This is a genomic window from Henriciella algicola, from assembly GCF_003576245.1.
In the GTDB taxonomy this organism is placed as follows: domain Bacteria; phylum Pseudomonadota; class Alphaproteobacteria; order Caulobacterales; family Hyphomonadaceae; genus Henriciella; species Henriciella algicola.
Map to the genome: position 1 here is coordinate 129,581 of NZ_QWGA01000006.1, position 15,593 is coordinate 145,173.

A 15,593-nucleotide genomic window follows, 5' to 3' on the forward strand; every position below is an offset into this window, starting at 1 on the left:
TTTCGTGGCACAGGGTTTCGCATGGGCAAAAAGGAAATTGCCTCGCGGTGCCCGACTGATGTTGAATAGCTTTTCGGCTGCTTCTTTCAAAAAGGGTTCCAAGCCATGCTCGTGAAACCAAAGTCCCTTTTCCTGTCGACCTCGGCGCTCGCCCTGCTCGCCCTGCCCGTCATCGCGCAAGGGTCGATGCCACGATTTGGCAGCATCGATGCAGCCTTTGCCGGAGACGGCGTCTGTAGCGACCCGCGCTTTGAAGGCCCCGGCATGGCCGAGACGCCGTCGGAAGACGCGATCATGAGCGATGCGGGCGACTGCGTCGTTGCGTGGGAAGCCGGTGAGGTGACGCTGATCGAGGTGGCAGAAGCGGAAGCGGCGGATGATGTGGCGGAGGCGGTTGAAGCCGATGCTGCGATTGAGGCGGAAGCGGAAGTCGCGGAAGACTTGGAAGTCGACGCTGCAGAGGTGGACGCGGACGCTGAGGTGGACTTGGACACGGCCACTGACGAGGTCGAGGCGGATGAGACTGAGGCGGAAGCCGAAGTGGACGCAGCAGATGTTGAGGTGGACCTGGACACGGCCGCTGACGACGTCGTGGCCGAAGTAGATTCCGACGCGGTCGAAGCCGAAGACATCGATGCTGAAGGCGCAGAGGCCGAAGCGGGCGACGTTGAAGCAGAACCAGCACCAGAAGCGGAAGATGAAACAGAAACTGTCGAGGTAGATGTTGAGGCTGCGGCAGAAGCTGACGCCGCTTCTGATGAGAGTGATGCTGAGACGGCAGACGACGCCGAGGCCGACGTCGCCGTGGACGATGCGGCCGATGTTGCGCCAGAAGCTGAAGACGCACCCGTGGACGCGGACCCTGTCGACGAAGTGGCGGAGGACGCTGCCGAAGCCGAAACTGTAGAGACCGAGGCTGAAGTTGACGCTGCGGCGGACGAAGGCGCCCCGGCTGAAGACGAAACGGATCTGGACACCGAGGCAGACATTGACGCAGAGGCTGAGGCCGAAGCGGATATGGCGCCCGCTGATGGCGACGTAGAGGTCGCCATGGACGCGACCGAAGAGACAGAGGCTGAGACCGAAATTCCAGCCGAAACAGACGCTGAAGCCGAAGAGGCTGATCTTCCCGTGACGCTGGATGAGGCGGCAACCGAAGACGCTGGCGATGTCGAACCGGTCGAGGCCGATGAGGCAGCCGCCGATGACACCGAAATGGCGGACGATGCTTTAGAAGCTGACGCCGCGCCGGTTGAGCAGGAAGCTGACCTCTCCGAAGCCTCGCCTGCGGAAGATGCGACGGACACCGTGGTTGAAGCTGCCGACGAGGCTGACGCCGTTGAAGCCGAGGCTGAGGCAGAACTGGACGCTGATCTTGTCGAAGACACACCAGTCGAGGCCGAGACTGAGGTCGCGGACGAAGCCGAAGAAACCGCTTCAACTGACGAGGCTGATGTGGCCGCTGACGCAGAGGCTACGCCTGTTGATGAGGTGGTCGAAGAGGATGCGGCCGCGCCTGCAGAGACAGACGCTGAAGCAGCAGTGCCCGACGAAATGCCTGCAGAAGCCGCGATGCCTCTGCCGGTCACCCCGACCGATAGCGGAATCGATTTCGGCGACGACACGAGCGAGTTCGCCCTCGACGGTGAGTGCGATGATGCGCGCTTTACCGGCGAAGGCATGACCTCCACTTCGCTGATCGAGGAAGACATTGGCCGCGACGCGAGCGACTGCCGCGCCGCTTTCGAGGCGGGCCGTCTTGAGCTTCGCGATGCAGCGGTCACGGCTCTCCCGGCAGCGACTGAGACGCCTGTCGTCCCGGCAGCGGAAGAGACTGTGCCTGCCGTCGAAGCAGAGGTTGAGACCGCTGCTGAAGTGGACACCGCCCCGCCTTCAGAGGCTGAAGCCACGGGCGAAAGCATCTCGTTCAACGGGATCAATTTTGGCGACAATTCCAGCCAGTGGGCCAATGATGGCGAGTGTGATGATCCGCGCTTTGAGGGCACAGGCATGACGCAGACGCCGCTTATGGAAGAGGATGCCTATCGCGACGCCAATGACTGCCTCGCCGCCTGGCGCACCGGCGGCCTGCGGATCGCGGACGAATAGCGCCCAGGCTGGGCGACATGTCGCCTAAGGCTGTTTAAAGCCGCTTTTGACCCCATATCTCGACTAGGAGTTATCGAGACAGGAGCTACGACATGCTGCCCCCAAAGCCTGCTGACAATTTCAAGCGCGTCAGCCGTTCCGACAAGGAATGGCGCGAGCTCCTGACGGAAGACCAGTACCGCGTTGGCGTGAAGGACGGCACCGAGCGCGCCTTCTCGCCGGGCAATCACAATGATGAAAAGCGTGACGGCCTGTATCATTGCGTTGGCTGTGACACGCCGCTCTGGTCCTCGGAGCACAAGTTCGACTCCGGGACGGGCTGGCCGAGCTTTTATCAGCCGGTGCGCGAAACGGCCGTCGATACCAAGACTGACTTCAAGCTGATCATGCCGCGCAAGGAGTGCCATTGCGCGACCTGCGGGCTGCATATGGGCCATGTCTTCAAGGATGGACCGCCGCCAACTGGCGAGCGCTGGTGCATCAATGGTGTCGTCTTGAACTTCAAGCCGGCCTGATATCCGAGGCTTCTGGACAGCACAGCTTTAGCCGCTAGGGTTTTGCGTTTCTCGATATGAAACGGAGACCTTTTTCCCATGCGATTGAGCTATCTGCTGGCCAGCGCCGCAAGTGCTGCCCTCCTGACAGGGTGCACGTCTCCTTCCGGACAGACCGAACAGAGCGATAATACAATGACCGAATCTGCAGCTGACACGCAGACCGCAACCGATGCACGCGCCGAGACCCCGCCAATGGCAAAGCGCGTCCCTGTAGAGATCGAACAGGTCGGGCGTACGCGGACCGACAATTATCAATGGATGAAGGACGAGAACTGGCAGCAGGTCATGCGAGACCCGTCAGTTCTGCGCGAAGACATCCGTGAGTATCTCGAGGCCGAAAACGCCTACACGAAAGCCTCGCTGGAAGACCCAACCGAAGCGCTGCGTGAGACGCTGCTGGCGGAAATGCGCGGGCGTATCAAGGAGGATGACAGCTCCGTCCCCTCCAAAGACGGGCCATATGCCTATTATGTGCGCTACCGCGAAGGCGGTGAGTATCCGATCTTTGCGCGCAAGCCTGCCGAACAGGCCTTCGAGGATGATGCACCGGAAACCGTGCTGTTCGACGGCGACAAGGAAGCAGAGGGCAAGTCCTACTTTTCGATCCGCGGGCTGGAGCAGTCGCCTGACCACAAGCTGCTGGCCTCGGCGATCGATACGCAGGGCAGCGAATATTACACGATTGCCGTGCGCAATATCGAAACCGGCGAAGCCGTGGGCGCGCCGATCGAAGGCACCTATGGCAGCTTTGAGTGGGGCGCTGATTCCAACCTGCTCTACTGGGTGGAGCGCGATGACAATGGCCGCCCGACGGCCGTCTTCCAGCGCGATCTCACCACCGGCGAGGACGTCGAGATCTACCGCGAAGAAGACCCTGGCTTCTTTGTCGGAGTGAGCAAGTCCGAGTCGGAAGAGTTCATCTTCATCGAGACCGGCGGCCACACCTCTGGCGAGGTCTGGTTCTTCCCGGCCGATGCGGCGAGCCCGGAGCCAAAACTCGTCGCGCCTCGCAAGGAAGACGAGGAATATGACGTAACGCACTGGAATGGCGCATTTTATATCCTCACCAATGCTGATGGCGCCGTCGACTTCAAGGTCGTCAAAGCGCCGATCGAAAATCCGGGACGCGAGAACTGGCAAGACGTGATCGCGCACCGCCCAGGCACGCTGGTGCTCGGCCTTGATCCTTACAAGGATCATCTTGTGCGGCTGGAGCGGGCAAACGCCCTGCCCCGCATTGTAGTGCGTGAGCGCGAGAGTGGCGACGAGCATACGATCGCGATGGATGAGAGCGCTTATGATCTTGGACTTGGGTCGGGTGAGTATGACTCGACCGTGATGCGGTACGACTATGCCTCACCGGCCAGCCCAAGTCAGGTCTTCGACTATGACATGGCGACGCGCGAGCGCACCTTGCGCAAGACGCGCGAAGTGCCGTCTGGCCACAATGCAGAGGATTACGCGGTCGAGCGCCTCATGGTCCCGGCCTGGGATGGCGAAGAAATTCCTGTCACCATCCTTCGCCGCGCCGACACGCCAGTCGATGGGACCGCGCCGCTGCTGCTCTATGGCTATGGCTCCTACGGGATCACCATTCCGGCGAGCTTCTCGACCTCTCGCCTGTCGCTGGTCGATCGCGGCTTCATCTATGCCATCGCCCATATCCGCGGCTCTCAGGCCAAGGGGTATCAGTGGTATCTGGACGGCAAGCTGGAAAAGAAGACCAATACGTTCAAGGACTATGTCTCTGCCGGGCGTTACCTGGTTGAAAACGGCTATGGCGCGGAAGGCCGCGTTGTCGGTCATGGTGGGTCCGCTGGCGGACTTCTGATGGGCGCAGCCGCAAACATGGATCCGGAGCTATTCGGCGGCATTATCGCGGCGGTGCCATTCGTCGATGTCATCAACACGATGTCGGACGACACCCTGCCCCTGACACCGCCTGAATGGCCCGAATGGGGCAACCCGATCACGGATGCCGAGGCGTATGACACGATCCTGGCCTACAGCCCGTACGACAATGTCGGCGACAAGGATTATCCGGCGATGCTGATCACCGGCGGCCTTTCGGATCCGCGCGTCACCTATTGGGAGCCTTCGAAATGGGCGGCACAGCTTCGCTACGAAGCGCCGAATGCAGGGCCTTACTATCTGCGCATCAACATGGATGCAGGACATGGCGGCTCAACGGGCCGGTTCGAGGGGCTGAAAGAGACAGCCATCGAGTACGCTTTTGCACTCGCCAGCGTCGGACTTGTCGACGGTTACGACATTTCCCGCGACGAGACGTCCGCAAACGAATAGCCCACCGCTAAACCGAAAAAGAAAACGCCGGCCCCTTCGCGGGAGCCGGCGTTTTTTTATGCCTGTTGCGAACGGAGCCGCGCGGTCCCACTGGTCGAGAGCGCAATGCTTTATAGCCGCCAACGAAAATGGCCCGGCATCGCTGCCGGGCCATCATCGATTTCTGAGGTCAGATCAGACCGTTCTTAGCGAACGATGATCGTGACTTCCGAACGACGGTTCAGAGGCTCACGCACACCGTCAGCGGTCTGCTTGGCCAGGTCGTTCTCACCGCGGCCTTCCGTGGCGATCATGCTGGACGGGATGCCACGCTCGTTAAGAGCAGTTGCAACCGCTGCAGCGCGACGCTCGGAGAGACGTGCGTTGTAGGACTGTGCACCGGACGTGTCGGTGTGGCCGACGATCGTCACAGAGTTCGCAGCACACTCTTGGCGGCTACGGATGTTCGCCACAGCCTGGTCGATCACAGCCGAAGCCTGGCTGGTGATGTTCGACTTGTCCCACTCGAAGTAGACCACGAACGCCTGGTTCAGCGTCGAGCACGACGGTGGTGGTGGCGGTGGTGGTGGTGGTGGAGGCGGTGGTGGTGGCGGAGGTGGCGGTGGTGGTGGTGGCGGTGGTGGTGGCGGCGGTGGCGGTGGAGCCGCTGGTGCCGCAAACTGATACCGCAGACCAACCGTCACGGAGTGATCTTCGTATTCGCCGCTGTAAGGAACTGGCTGACCGAGCGGTGCGCGGCCATCGAAGTTCAGGTCATCGACGAAGAAGTACTTGTAGCCGAGGTCAAGCGTGAGCTGCTCGGTGAGGCCGTAGCCGATACCGCCGAGGAGTTGGTACGCCATGCCGGTGTCGTCGTCGTTGAAGCCGTTGGCGTCGAACGTCTGAACGCCGCCTGCGGTGACAACGCCAGCGCGCAGGTTGGTTGCGCGAGCGTCAACCTTTGCGAGACCGATACCAGCACCGAGGTATGGCTGGACAGCGCCTGCTGGGTTGAAGTCGTACAGAGCGTTGAACATCAGGTCATAGACCGCGACGTCGCCGTCACCACCAACAGCATAACCACCATTGGTCAGCGGCGGGAGGTTCAGGATGCTTGCACCGGTGATCGTGGTGGAAGGCTCAAGCTGGCCACCGCGGTAACCGAAGGTCGATTCCAGACGGAAGCCGTTGCCGAAGCCGTAACCCAGACCGATCTGGGCGCCGAGCAGGCCGTCGCCGTCGAGTTCCTGATCGCCACCGAGCGCGAAAGGCGCGTTGGTCGGCGGATCAGAGTCAAGCTCACCGTCGAAGCTGTAGCCCAGATCGGCACGGCCGTACCAGCCGTCCTGAGCGTTAGCGACAGACATTGCAGACGCCAAGGCGGCCGCGGCTGTCGCGCACATAAGAGTTCTTTTCATACTCATCCCCTATTGTGAGCCGTATGGGCACTATTACCCACCGACCGCAGAGACTAAACGGACCATTCCGTGTGCATACTCACCTAGAGCAAGTTCGTTCCGTAGACGAGTGTACAAAGATGGAAAATAGTTGAAACTTCGCGTTTTTTCTAGCAGGCGCGGCGTAAATGCAACATTTTTTCTTGTCTGACAGCTACCTGCCAGAAGTTTGCCAGATTACGGTCACATTTGAGCAACCGAGCGCGAGATTATCGAATCAGGGGGGAATGGTACCGCCTCTCCGGCTTGAACGGAGGACCTCTGGTTCCACAAACCAGCGCTCTAACCAACTGAGCTAAGGCGGCACGTCGGACGCACATACGCTCAAGCGGCCTTGCGTTCAAGCCGCTTTCCCGACTCTGATGCAGTCGCCTCTTTCCTATTCCGCCGCAAGTGGCTGAGGCGCGACCTCCATCGGTGTTTTGAATGCCGCATCCCCCGGTTTTCGATAGCGCAGGATGCCATCGTCGAGCCGTGCGCGGCCGATCTCGAATATATCCTGCACATAGTTCTGGTTGAGCCGCCACGGCGCTTCCTGGCCCTGCTTCGGAAGACGGTGGAGCGCGCGGGTCACATAGCCGGACGAGAAATCGAGCCACGGCGCATCGCCGGGGTGCTGGTCGGCGATCGGGCGCACTTCAACGGCACCGGTCCTGTCCATATGCCGGATGAGACGCGAGACGAACTTGGCAATGAGATCGGCCTTCAGCGTCCATGATGCATTCGTGTAGCCGAAGGTCACGACGAGGTTGGGGATATTGTTGAACATGATCCCGCGATAGCCGTGAAGGCTGGATGGTTCGACGGGTTTGCCATCAACGAACACATCCGCGCCGCCCATGAACTCTAGCTGCAGGCCGGTTGCAGACACGACAATATCTGCGTCGAGCGCCTCGCCTGAGGCAAGCTTGATCCCGCTCTCTGTGAAGGTCTCGATATTGTCGGTGACCACGCTCGCCTCTCCATCCTTTATGGATTTGAAGAGGTCGCCATCGGGCACGAGACAGAGGCGCTGGTCCCACGGGTTATAGCTGGGCGTGAAATGCGTTTCGACATCGAAATCGGCGCCAAGCTCTTCCTGGGCCATGCCGACGATGCGCTCTTTCACTTTCTCAGGGCGCCGACGGGCGAGCCTGAAGAAGAGCATCTGCAGCAGCGTATTCTTCCAGCGGGTCAGACCATAGGCTGTCTTCGCTGGAAGGATTCTGCGCAGGCCAAGGGCGACCTTATCCTCTGCCGGGCGGGAGACGATATAGGTCGGCGAACGCTGCAGCATGGTCACATGCGCGGCCTTTTTCGCCATCTCTGGCACCAGCGTGACGGCAGTCGCGCCAGAGCCGATTACGACGACTTTCTTGTCGCTATAGTCCAGGTCTTCCGGCCAGGCTTGCGGGTGAATGACCTGCCCCTTGAAGGACGCTTCGCCCGGGAAATCCGGTTTGTAGCCGCCCTCATAGGAATAGTAGCCTGCGCACATGTGCAGCATCCGGCAAGTGAGCGTCCGCTCGACGCCCGCCGCCTTGTCCTCAACCTTCAGTGACCAGAGCGCGGCACCAGAATCCCAGCGCGCTTCGCGCACGAGGTGTTCGAATTTTATCCTGCGATCGATGCCGTTCTCGGATGCCGTTTCGCGGACATAGTTCAGGATAGACGGGCCGTCGGCGATGGCCTTTCGCTCTTTCCAAGGTTTGAAGTCGTAGCCCAGCGTATGCATGTCGCTGTCAGAGCGGATGCCGGGATATCGGAAAAGGTCCCACGTCCCGCCAATTGCCTTGCGGCCTTCGAGTATGGCGTAGGTTTTGCCGGGACAGCGTTCCTGAAGATAATAGGCAGCGCCGATGCCGGACAAACCTGCGCCAACGATGAGAACGTCGAAATCAGGATTTGCCATTCTCGGAGAGAACCGCGAATCCGCTCGCCTGTCCAGATATTATGACTCAGGCGTCAGGTTTTCGCCGTCCGCCTCTACCTCATCGCGAGGCCATGCGCCGAGCGCACGGTAGACCGCAATGGAGTTGAGGCTGCGCACCAGATTTGCGCGGATGAGCTGCTGGCGGGCATCGTAATAGAGCTGCTGGGAATCGAGGACCGAGAGATAGTCATCCACGCCGACGCGGAAGCGTTCCTCGGAAAGATCCCGCGTGATTTCAGTGTCTTCCACCAGCCTGATCAGCGCATCGACACGCTGATCGATCGTGCGGCGGACAGCCAGGGCGTCAGCCGTGTCGCGGAAGGCGAACTGGATCGCCTGCTCATAGTTGGCGACGGCAAGCTGTTCCTGTGCGCGGCGAACATCGAGATTGGCCTGGCGCGCGCCTGCATCAAAGATTGGCAGCGAGATGGACGGGCCGAAGGACCAGCCGAGCGTGCCGTCGAAGAGGTCGCCCAGCTCATCGCTGGAATAGCCCACCTGCCCCGTCAGGGAGATGATCGGGAAGAAGGCAGCGCGCGCCGCAGCGATATTGGCATTGGCGGCCATGAGCTGGCGCTCTGCCGACTGCACATCCGGGCGCGACAGGAGGACGAGCGACGACTGGCCAATCGGGATTTCTTCGGCGAGCGGCGTCGGGTCGAGCTTAGCTGCGCCGAGCGTGCCTGCGGGAAGGTCTGTACCAACCGCGAGGCGGAGGGCGTTGAGGTCCTGTTCGACCTGCGCGGAGAATTCAGCTGCCTGAGCGCGTGCAGTCTCCACACTGGCGGAAGCGCGGCGGACATCGAGTTCTGTCGCGATGCCGGCGTTGAAAAGCTCCTGCGTGAGGTTCAGCGATTCCGACTGCACATCGACCGTATCCTCGGCGAGCGCGAGCAGCGCCTTGTCAGCGGCGAGCTGCATCCAGATCTCACCGACCGTGGCAGCGATCGCGATCTTGGCGGCGCGCTCCCCCTCTGCGGAAGCCAGATAGCTCTGCAGGGCGGCCTCATTCAGAGAGGCGACGCGGCCGAAGAGGTCGAGCTCATAGGCGGTGATGCCGATGCTGGCGGCGGCATTGTCGAAATTGCCTGCGCCGCCATTATTGCTGCCAATCGTGCCGCCTTCGGTGAAGCCGCCATTGGCGGTGACGGTCGGCAGGCGCTGGGCGCGAGTAATGCCGAATTGCGCGCGGGCGAGCTGTACATTGGCTGCGGCGATCCGCAGGTCGCGGTTCTCAGCGAGAGACAGGCGAACCAGTTCGCGCAGTTCCTCGGAGATGAAGACGTCCTGCCAGTAGAGCGGCTCTACCCGTTCGCCGTCAGCATCTGTCACCGGCAAGGCGTCCGGGATCGGCGCGGCCGGTTGCTCATAGGGCTGCGAGATCATGGCACAGCCACTGAGCGCAGCGGCCGCCACAGCGCCGAGGATCATACGTTTCGTCGAGATCATGCGACGGCTTCCTTGTTACCAGGTTGGGTCAGAGGCTTCTGGCCGGTGAGCTTGCGGATCATCACGTAGAAGAGCGGCGCAAACAGAAGGCCGAGGATCACCGAGACGACCAGGCCGCCGAGGACGGCCGTACCGATGGCCTGGCGACCAGCTGCACCCGCGCCGGTGCTGAGCGCAAGCGGCAGCACACCGAAGCCGAAGGCGAAACTCGTCATCAGGATCGGGCGAAGGCGCATGCGGACCGCCTGGGACACGGCCTCGAAGAGCTCAACGCCCTGTTGCTCGAGGTTGCGGGCAAACTCGATGATGAGAATGGCGTTCTTCGAGGCGAGGCCGACCGTGGTCAGCAGGGCCACCTGGAAGAAGATGTCATTGTCGAGCCCGCGAAGGTGGGCAGCGAGGACTGCACCCGCCACGCCGAGCGGCGCTGTCAGGAGAACGGCAACCGGGACGGTCCAGCTCTCATAGAGGGCGGCAAGGCAGAGGAACACGAACAGGATCGACATGATGTAGAGAAGCGTCGCCTGGTTCCCGGCTTCGCGCTCCTGCGCACTGATGCCTGTCCATTCCATGTCGAGGCCTTGCGGCAGCTGATCGACGAGCGCTTCCATCTGGTCCATCGCGACACCTGAGCTGACGCCCGGTGCTGGCGAGCCCTGAATGTTCAGCGCAGGCAGGCCGTTATAGCGCTGCAGTTGCGGCGAGCCATAGGTCCAGCCTGTCGTCACAACTTCCTCCAGCGGCGTCATTTCGCTCGAAGTATTGCGAATGTACCAGCCGCCAAGATCATCAGGCTGCATGCGGTTGTCCGCTTCGCCCTGAACATAGACCCGCTTGATGCGGCCACGGTCGAGGAAGTCGTTGACATAGGTGCCGCCGAACGCCGTCGAGAGAAGACCCGTGATGCCGGAGACATCAACGCCGAGGGCCTGCGCCTTCTGATAGTCGATATCGATGTTGAATTGCGGACCGTCTGCCTGGCCGTTTGGGCGCACGCCGGTCAGCTCTGCGCTCTGATTGGCCATGCCGAGAAGCTGGCCCTGCGCCTGAACAAGCGCGTCATGGCCAACACCGCCAGCATCCTGGAGGTACATGTCGAAGCCTGACGAGTTACCAAGCTGCGGGATGGGCGGCGGGACGATCGCGAAGATCTGGGCTTCGGTGCCTTGCGCAAAGTTACCGCTGGCAGCGCCTGCGATTTCCATTGCGGATTCGCCCGGACCGCCGCGCTCAGACCAGTCAACGAGTGCGCCGAAGGCGATGCCGTTATTCTGGCCCTGCCCTGCAAAGCTGAAGCCTGCGAGCGTGAAGAGACCCTTGATGTTCTCGCCCTGCGCGCCGCGATAATACTCGCCGACGGAGTCCATGACCTCGGTGGTGCGCTCAAGGCTGGAACCCGGTGGCAGCTGAACGAGGGTAATGAACTGGCCCTGGTCTTCCTGTGGCAGGAAGGAGGATGGCAGACGGACAAAGCCTGCAGCCATCACAGCCACGATCACCGCGAAGACACCAGCAAAGATCCAGCGGCGGCGAAGGATGCGGTCGACGACCTTTCCATAGCCGTCACGCATCCGGTCAAAGCCATTGTTGAACCAGATTGCCGGCTTCTGGAGCATGCCAGGTGCCTTCTCATGGTTCGGCTTTTTCAGGATGGTCGCACAAAGCGCTGGCGACAGGATCAGGGCGATCAGGAGAGACAGCGCCATTGCCGAGACGATGGTCACCGAGAACTGGCGATAGATGAGACCCGCAGAGCCTGGGAAGAAGGCCATCGGAATGAAGACGGCCGACAGGGTCACGACGATACCAATAAGGGCGCCGGTGATCTGGCTCATCGACTTACGGGTGGCTTCGACCGGGCCGAGCCCCTCTTCTTCCATGACGCGTTCGACGTTCTCAACAACCACAATAGCGTCATCCACGATGAGACCGATGGCGAGCACCATGGCGAACATGGTCAGCGTGTTGATCGAGAAGCCGAGCGTCAGAAGGCCAACCATGACGCCGAGCAGAACCACAGGCACCGCGATCATCGGGATGAAGGAGGCGCGCAGGCTCTGCAGGAAGACGAAGATGACGAGGAAGACGAGGACAACCGCTTCGATCAGCGTCTTCTGGACTTCATGAATGGAGGTTTCGATGAACGGGGTCGTGTCCACCGGGAAGGCATATTCGATGTCTTGCGGGAAGGCCTGCGAGAGGCGTTCGACCTCTGCCTTGACCGCCTCAGCCGTTTCCAGGGCGTTGGCGCCGGTCGCAAGCGAGACACCGAAGCCGGAAGATGGCTGGCCGTTGAATTTCGAATTGAAGGCGTAGTTCTCTGCGCCAAGCTCCACCGTGCCGACATCACCGAGGCGGACCGAGCCACCTTCTGGCGTGGTCCGGATGAGAAGCTCCCGGAATTCTTCCGGCGTGTTCAGAAGCGATTGGAGCGTAACCGTCGCGTTGATTTCCTGACCCGCAACAGATGGCGCGCCGCCAAGGGCACCGGCAGAAACCTGCGTATTTTGTGCGCGGATCGCTGCGATGACATCTGAGGGAACGAGATCAAACTGAACCAGCTTGTCCGGGTCGAGCCAGATCCGCATCGCGTATTGTGAGCCGAATTGCTGCACGCGGCCAACGCCATCAACGCGGCTGATGGAGTCGTACATGTTGGAGCGGACATAGTCGCCGAGGTCAGTCTGGTCGTAAGTGGCGTTTGGCGAATAGAGCGCGGTAATCAGGAGGAAGCCCGTGCTCGCCTTGTCGACGGTCACGCCCTGACGCTGCACAGGCTCTGGCAGGAGCGGCGTTGCGAGCGAGAGCTTGTTCTGGACCTGGACCTGCGCGATGTCCGGGTCGGTCCCCGTCTCGAAGGTCAGCGTGACAGAGGCCTGACCGGATGAGCTGGACGAGGACGAGATGTAATCGAGGCCATCAAGGCCCGTCATCTGCTGTTCGATGACTTGGGTAACAGAGTCCTCTACCGCCTTGGCGGATGCGCCCGGATAGGACGCATTCACGGAAATCGTCGTCGGCGCGATGTCAGGATACTGCGACACCGGCAGGGCCCGCAGCGCCATCGCGCCAGCAATCATGATAACGATCGCGATGACCCAGGCGAAAACCGGGCGATCAATAAAGAAATTTGCCATGATTACTGAGCTTTATTCTGGCTGGGTCGCTGAAGCTGGCGACGAGACCGCCGCCATTTCATCCTGACGCGATGCGATCACTTCGACCGGCGCGCCGTCGCGGACATTCTGGAAACCACTGATGATGACCCGGTCGCCCGGCGACAGACCATCCGTCACGATCCAGTTCGATCCGTTGGCTTCCTGAATAGTGAGCGACTTCTGGACGGCCGTGCCGTCATCGCTTGCCACGAAGACATAGCCGTCGCCTTGCGGTGTGCGTTGCACAGCGCGCTGCGGAATGGCGTACACATTATTGTAGGTGCCCGCCGCAAAGGATGCTTTCAGGAACATGCCCGGCAGGATGAGGCCATCAGGGTTCGGGAATTGCGCGCGTACGATGACCGTACCAGCCTCCTGATCGACGCTGACTTCAGAGAATTCAAGCTGGCCGGAGAGCGGATACTGGTCGCCATTTTCAAACTCGAGCGTGACCGGGACAGCTGCCGACCGACCCGTCGTCGGACCGAGCGTCTCGATCTTGCCTTCAGAGACGTCGCGCTTCCAGCGCAGGACCTGCGCACTCGACGCGGTCATGTCGACATAGATCGGATCAAGCTGCAGGACGCGTGCAAGTGTGGTGGCCTGATTGGCGGTCACGAGTGCGCCTTCGGTCACGGCTGAGCGGCCGATACGACCCGCGATCGGGGAACGCACCTTGGTGCGGGCAAGGTCGATGCGCGAGCGTTGCAGGGCAGCACGCTGAATGCCGACATCGGCCTCGGCCTGTTTCTGCGCCGCGACGGCTTCGTCATAGGATTGCTGGCTGACGGCATTGATGTCGGCAAGACGCTCAAAACGACGGGCCGTTTCGGTTGCGGCTGCAGCGGTTGCCTGTGCACGCGCAAGCGCCGCCTCCGCGCTCTGGACGGCGGCGACATATTCGTCAGCATCGATCTGATAGAGCGCCTGATCCTCTGCGACGACTTCGCCTTCGGTGAAAAGGCGGCTTTCGATCAGACCTGATACCTGTGGCCGGATTTCCGCTTCTGCAAAAGGCGTGGCGCGGCCTGGCAGTGTGCGGACACTGCCGATGGAGGCGGGCTGGACCGGCATGACTTCGACGCGCGTTGCCATTTGCTGCTGAGGCCCAGCGCCTTCAGCTGCCTGTGCTCCAGCGGTCTCGCCGCCATCGCCATTTCCGCAAGCTGCAAGAACGAGCAGCGCGGCACCTGCCGCCGCACCAAATCCCTTACGCAGGAACTGGGAGGAGAACTCTTTAGAATGGGGCATTTGCTTCCTATGCGCCGTCAGGGATCGTTCAAATGTAGCGAAACCTGTTGATTTTAGAATGAACGTTCTATTTGTTGCTGCGATGCACAAAGTCAATGACGGGATGTGAAATAGTTGGAACAAAAACCAATACCGATGACGGGCGCTGAAAAACGGCGTACGGCGAGGATCTCGCAAATCCTTGACGCAGCGGCACTTTGTTTCGTTGAGATGGGCTTTCACCGCGCGGGAATGGCCAAGATCGCCGCCCGCGCAAAAATGAGCCCCGGCCACATCTACCACTATTTCGAGAGCAAGGAGGCGATCATCGCCGCCATTGTCGATCGCGAGTCGGCGAAAGCTGCGGAGCGCTTTGCAGAGCTGGATGCGGTCGATTCAAATGAGCTCGCCAGCGTGATGACCGAGCGCGCCATCCAGTCGATCGAGGAAAAGACAGATATTCTTCAGTCCGCGCTGAACATGGAGATGCTGGCCGAGTGTCAACGCAATCCGGAGATCGCCTGCATCATCCAGCGCCACGACAAGTATATTCGCGACCAGCTCACGCATCTTATCGGCAACAAGATCGGCCTCGATCTGGCGGAAGCGCGGACCGACATGATGATGGTGCAGTTCTCCGGCCTCGCAAACCGCCTGCTGAGAAACCCGGACATGGATCTGTCGAGCATGATCGCGCTGATGCGTCAGACGATGCAGTCCATCCTGACGCCTGACACAATTGGCGACCACGTGTGAACTTTCCGTCAGATCAGGCGCTTATTGAGCACCTATCGACAGAACAAGGACGCACTCAATGACCGCCTCGCGGGACAAACCGCTCGAAAACGTTCTCGAGCGAGCCATCAACGAAATCGATGGCGATACGGTTACATTCGGAGACGTACTCGATCTTTTCGGAGATCGCTCCTTCGGCCCCATCATTGTCCTGCTCGGCCTGTTGGTCGTCGTCCCGCCAATCGGCGCGGTTCCCGGCCTGCCCATGATCGTCGGGCTGGTCATCATCCTGTTCACCATCCAGATCATTTTCGGGGCAGACCGCATCTGGGTGCCCGGCTTCATCGAGAAGCGGTCGATCTCGAAAGAAAAGCTGAAGGCCGCCGACAAGAAGACCAAGCCCTGGCTGAAGCGAATCGATGGACTGATTTCACAGCGCATCACGATGCTGACTGGCCCCTGGTCAGTTTATGCCTCAGCCGTGATTGTGATCTTTCTGGCGCTGCTGATGATCCCGCTGGAACTTGTGCCATTTGCCGTAGCCGCACCCGGTGCAGCCATCACCCTCTATGGGCTCGCCATCATGGCGCGCGATGGGGTGTTGATGCTGATCGGTTATGTGCTTGCCGCGATTACCACAGCGGTCACGATTGCCTTTGTCCCGTGGGAGAAATTCGCTTCCTTCTTTGGCATGGGATAGGCG

General features: G+C 60.7%; 10 protein-coding genes and 1 tRNA gene. 5 read left to right on the forward strand and 6 right to left on the reverse strand.

Annotated features, from left to right (window positions below; all coding sequences use genetic code 11):
* Nucleotides 1-105: 105 nt before the first annotated feature.
* The 3 genes from D1222_RS09130 to D1222_RS09140 all read left to right on the forward strand — a co-directional run bounded on the left by D1222_RS09130 (nucleotide 106) and on the right by D1222_RS09140 (nucleotide 4,970).
* On the forward strand, nucleotides 106-2,109 hold the full coding sequence (locus tag D1222_RS09130) for a hypothetical protein (protein ID WP_119453955.1): 2,004 nt from the start codon (nucleotides 106-108) through the stop codon (nucleotides 2,107-2,109).
* A gap of 92 nt (nucleotides 2,110-2,201) precedes the next feature.
* On the forward strand, nucleotides 2,202-2,624 hold the full coding sequence (gene msrB / locus D1222_RS09135) for a peptide-methionine (R)-S-oxide reductase MsrB (protein WP_119453956.1): 423 nt from the start codon (nucleotides 2,202-2,204) through the stop codon (nucleotides 2,622-2,624).
* A 174-nt stretch (nucleotides 2,625-2,798) separates the two neighbouring features.
* A complete protein-coding gene (locus D1222_RS09140) occupies nucleotides 2,799-4,970 on the forward strand; it encodes a S9 family peptidase (RefSeq protein WP_119453957.1) in 2,172 nt (723 codons plus the stop codon).
* A gap of 185 nt (nucleotides 4,971-5,155) precedes the next feature.
* Here D1222_RS09140 and D1222_RS09145 read toward each other — a convergent pair whose 3' ends face one another.
* From D1222_RS09145 to D1222_RS09170, 6 genes are all read right to left on the reverse strand, one after another.
* On the reverse strand, nucleotides 5,156-6,367 hold the full coding sequence (locus tag D1222_RS09145; protein WP_233348631.1) for an OmpA family protein: 1,212 nt from the start codon (nucleotides 6,365-6,367) through the stop codon (nucleotides 5,156-5,158).
* A gap of 267 nt (nucleotides 6,368-6,634) precedes the next feature.
* A tRNA-His gene (locus D1222_RS09150) sits at nucleotides 6,635-6,711 on the reverse strand.
* 74 nt (nucleotides 6,712-6,785) lie between these two features.
* The gene (locus D1222_RS09155; RefSeq protein WP_119453959.1) at nucleotides 6,786-8,297 is read right to left on the reverse strand and encodes a flavin-containing monooxygenase; all 1,512 of its coding nucleotides are present in this window, start codon (nucleotides 8,295-8,297) and stop codon (nucleotides 6,786-6,788) included.
* A 39-nt stretch (nucleotides 8,298-8,336) separates the two neighbouring features.
* Entirely contained in the window at nucleotides 8,337-9,767 is a 1,431-nt protein-coding gene (locus D1222_RS09160; RefSeq protein WP_119453960.1) for an efflux transporter outer membrane subunit, read from the reverse strand.
* Nucleotides 9,764-12,904 (reverse strand): efflux RND transporter permease subunit, encoded by a 3,141-nt coding sequence (locus tag D1222_RS09165; RefSeq protein WP_119453961.1) that lies wholly within the window; start codon nucleotides 12,902-12,904, stop codon nucleotides 9,764-9,766. The genes D1222_RS09160 and D1222_RS09165 overlap by 4 nt, the downstream gene beginning before the upstream one ends.
* A 12-nt stretch (nucleotides 12,905-12,916) precedes the next feature.
* Nucleotides 12,917-14,176, reverse strand: a complete 1,260-nt coding sequence (locus D1222_RS09170) for an efflux RND transporter periplasmic adaptor subunit (RefSeq protein ID WP_119453962.1) — start codon at nucleotides 14,174-14,176, stop codon at nucleotides 12,917-12,919.
* Nucleotides 14,177-14,290: 114 nt separating this feature from the next.
* On the opposite strand from D1222_RS09170, the gene D1222_RS09175 reads away from it, so the two are divergent.
* Complete coding sequence (locus tag D1222_RS09175; protein ID WP_147371847.1) at nucleotides 14,291-14,911, forward strand: TetR/AcrR family transcriptional regulator; 621 nt, start codon at nucleotides 14,291-14,293, stop codon at nucleotides 14,909-14,911.
* A gap of 58 nt (nucleotides 14,912-14,969) precedes the next feature.
* Nucleotides 14,970-15,590, forward strand: a complete 621-nt coding sequence (locus D1222_RS09180; protein ID WP_119453964.1) for an exopolysaccharide biosynthesis protein — start codon at nucleotides 14,970-14,972, stop codon at nucleotides 15,588-15,590.
* Nucleotides 15,591-15,593: the final 3 nt, after the last annotated feature.

What these genes read in the sequence shown, in the direction of transcription:
- D1222_RS09130 (WP_119453955.1), top strand. Translation starts at nt 106, where the DNA reads ATGCTCGTGAAACCAAAGTCCCTTTTCCTGTCGACCTCGGCGCTCGCC.
- msrB (WP_119453956.1), top strand. Translation starts at nt 2,202, where the DNA reads ATGCTGCCCCCAAAGCCTGCTGACAATTTCAAGCGCGTCAGCCGTTCC.
- D1222_RS09140 (WP_119453957.1), top strand. Translation starts at nt 2,799, where the DNA reads ATGACCGAATCTGCAGCTGACACGCAGACCGCAACCGATGCACGCGCC.
- D1222_RS09145 (WP_233348631.1), bottom strand. Translation starts at nt 6,367, where the DNA reads ATGAAAAGAACTCTTATGTGCGCGACAGCCGCGGCCGCCTTGGCGTCT.
- D1222_RS09155 (WP_119453959.1), bottom strand. Translation starts at nt 8,297, where the DNA reads ATGGCAAATCCTGATTTCGACGTTCTCATCGTTGGCGCAGGTTTGTCC.
- D1222_RS09160 (WP_119453960.1), bottom strand. Translation starts at nt 9,767, where the DNA reads ATGATCTCGACGAAACGTATGATCCTCGGCGCTGTGGCGGCCGCTGCG.
- D1222_RS09165 (WP_119453961.1), bottom strand. Translation starts at nt 12,904, where the DNA reads ATGGCAAATTTCTTTATTGATCGCCCGGTTTTCGCCTGGGTCATCGCG.
- D1222_RS09170 (WP_119453962.1), bottom strand. Translation starts at nt 14,176, where the DNA reads ATGCCCCATTCTAAAGAGTTCTCCTCCCAGTTCCTGCGTAAGGGATTT.
- D1222_RS09180 (WP_119453964.1), top strand. Translation starts at nt 14,970, where the DNA reads ATGACCGCCTCGCGGGACAAACCGCTCGAAAACGTTCTCGAGCGAGCC.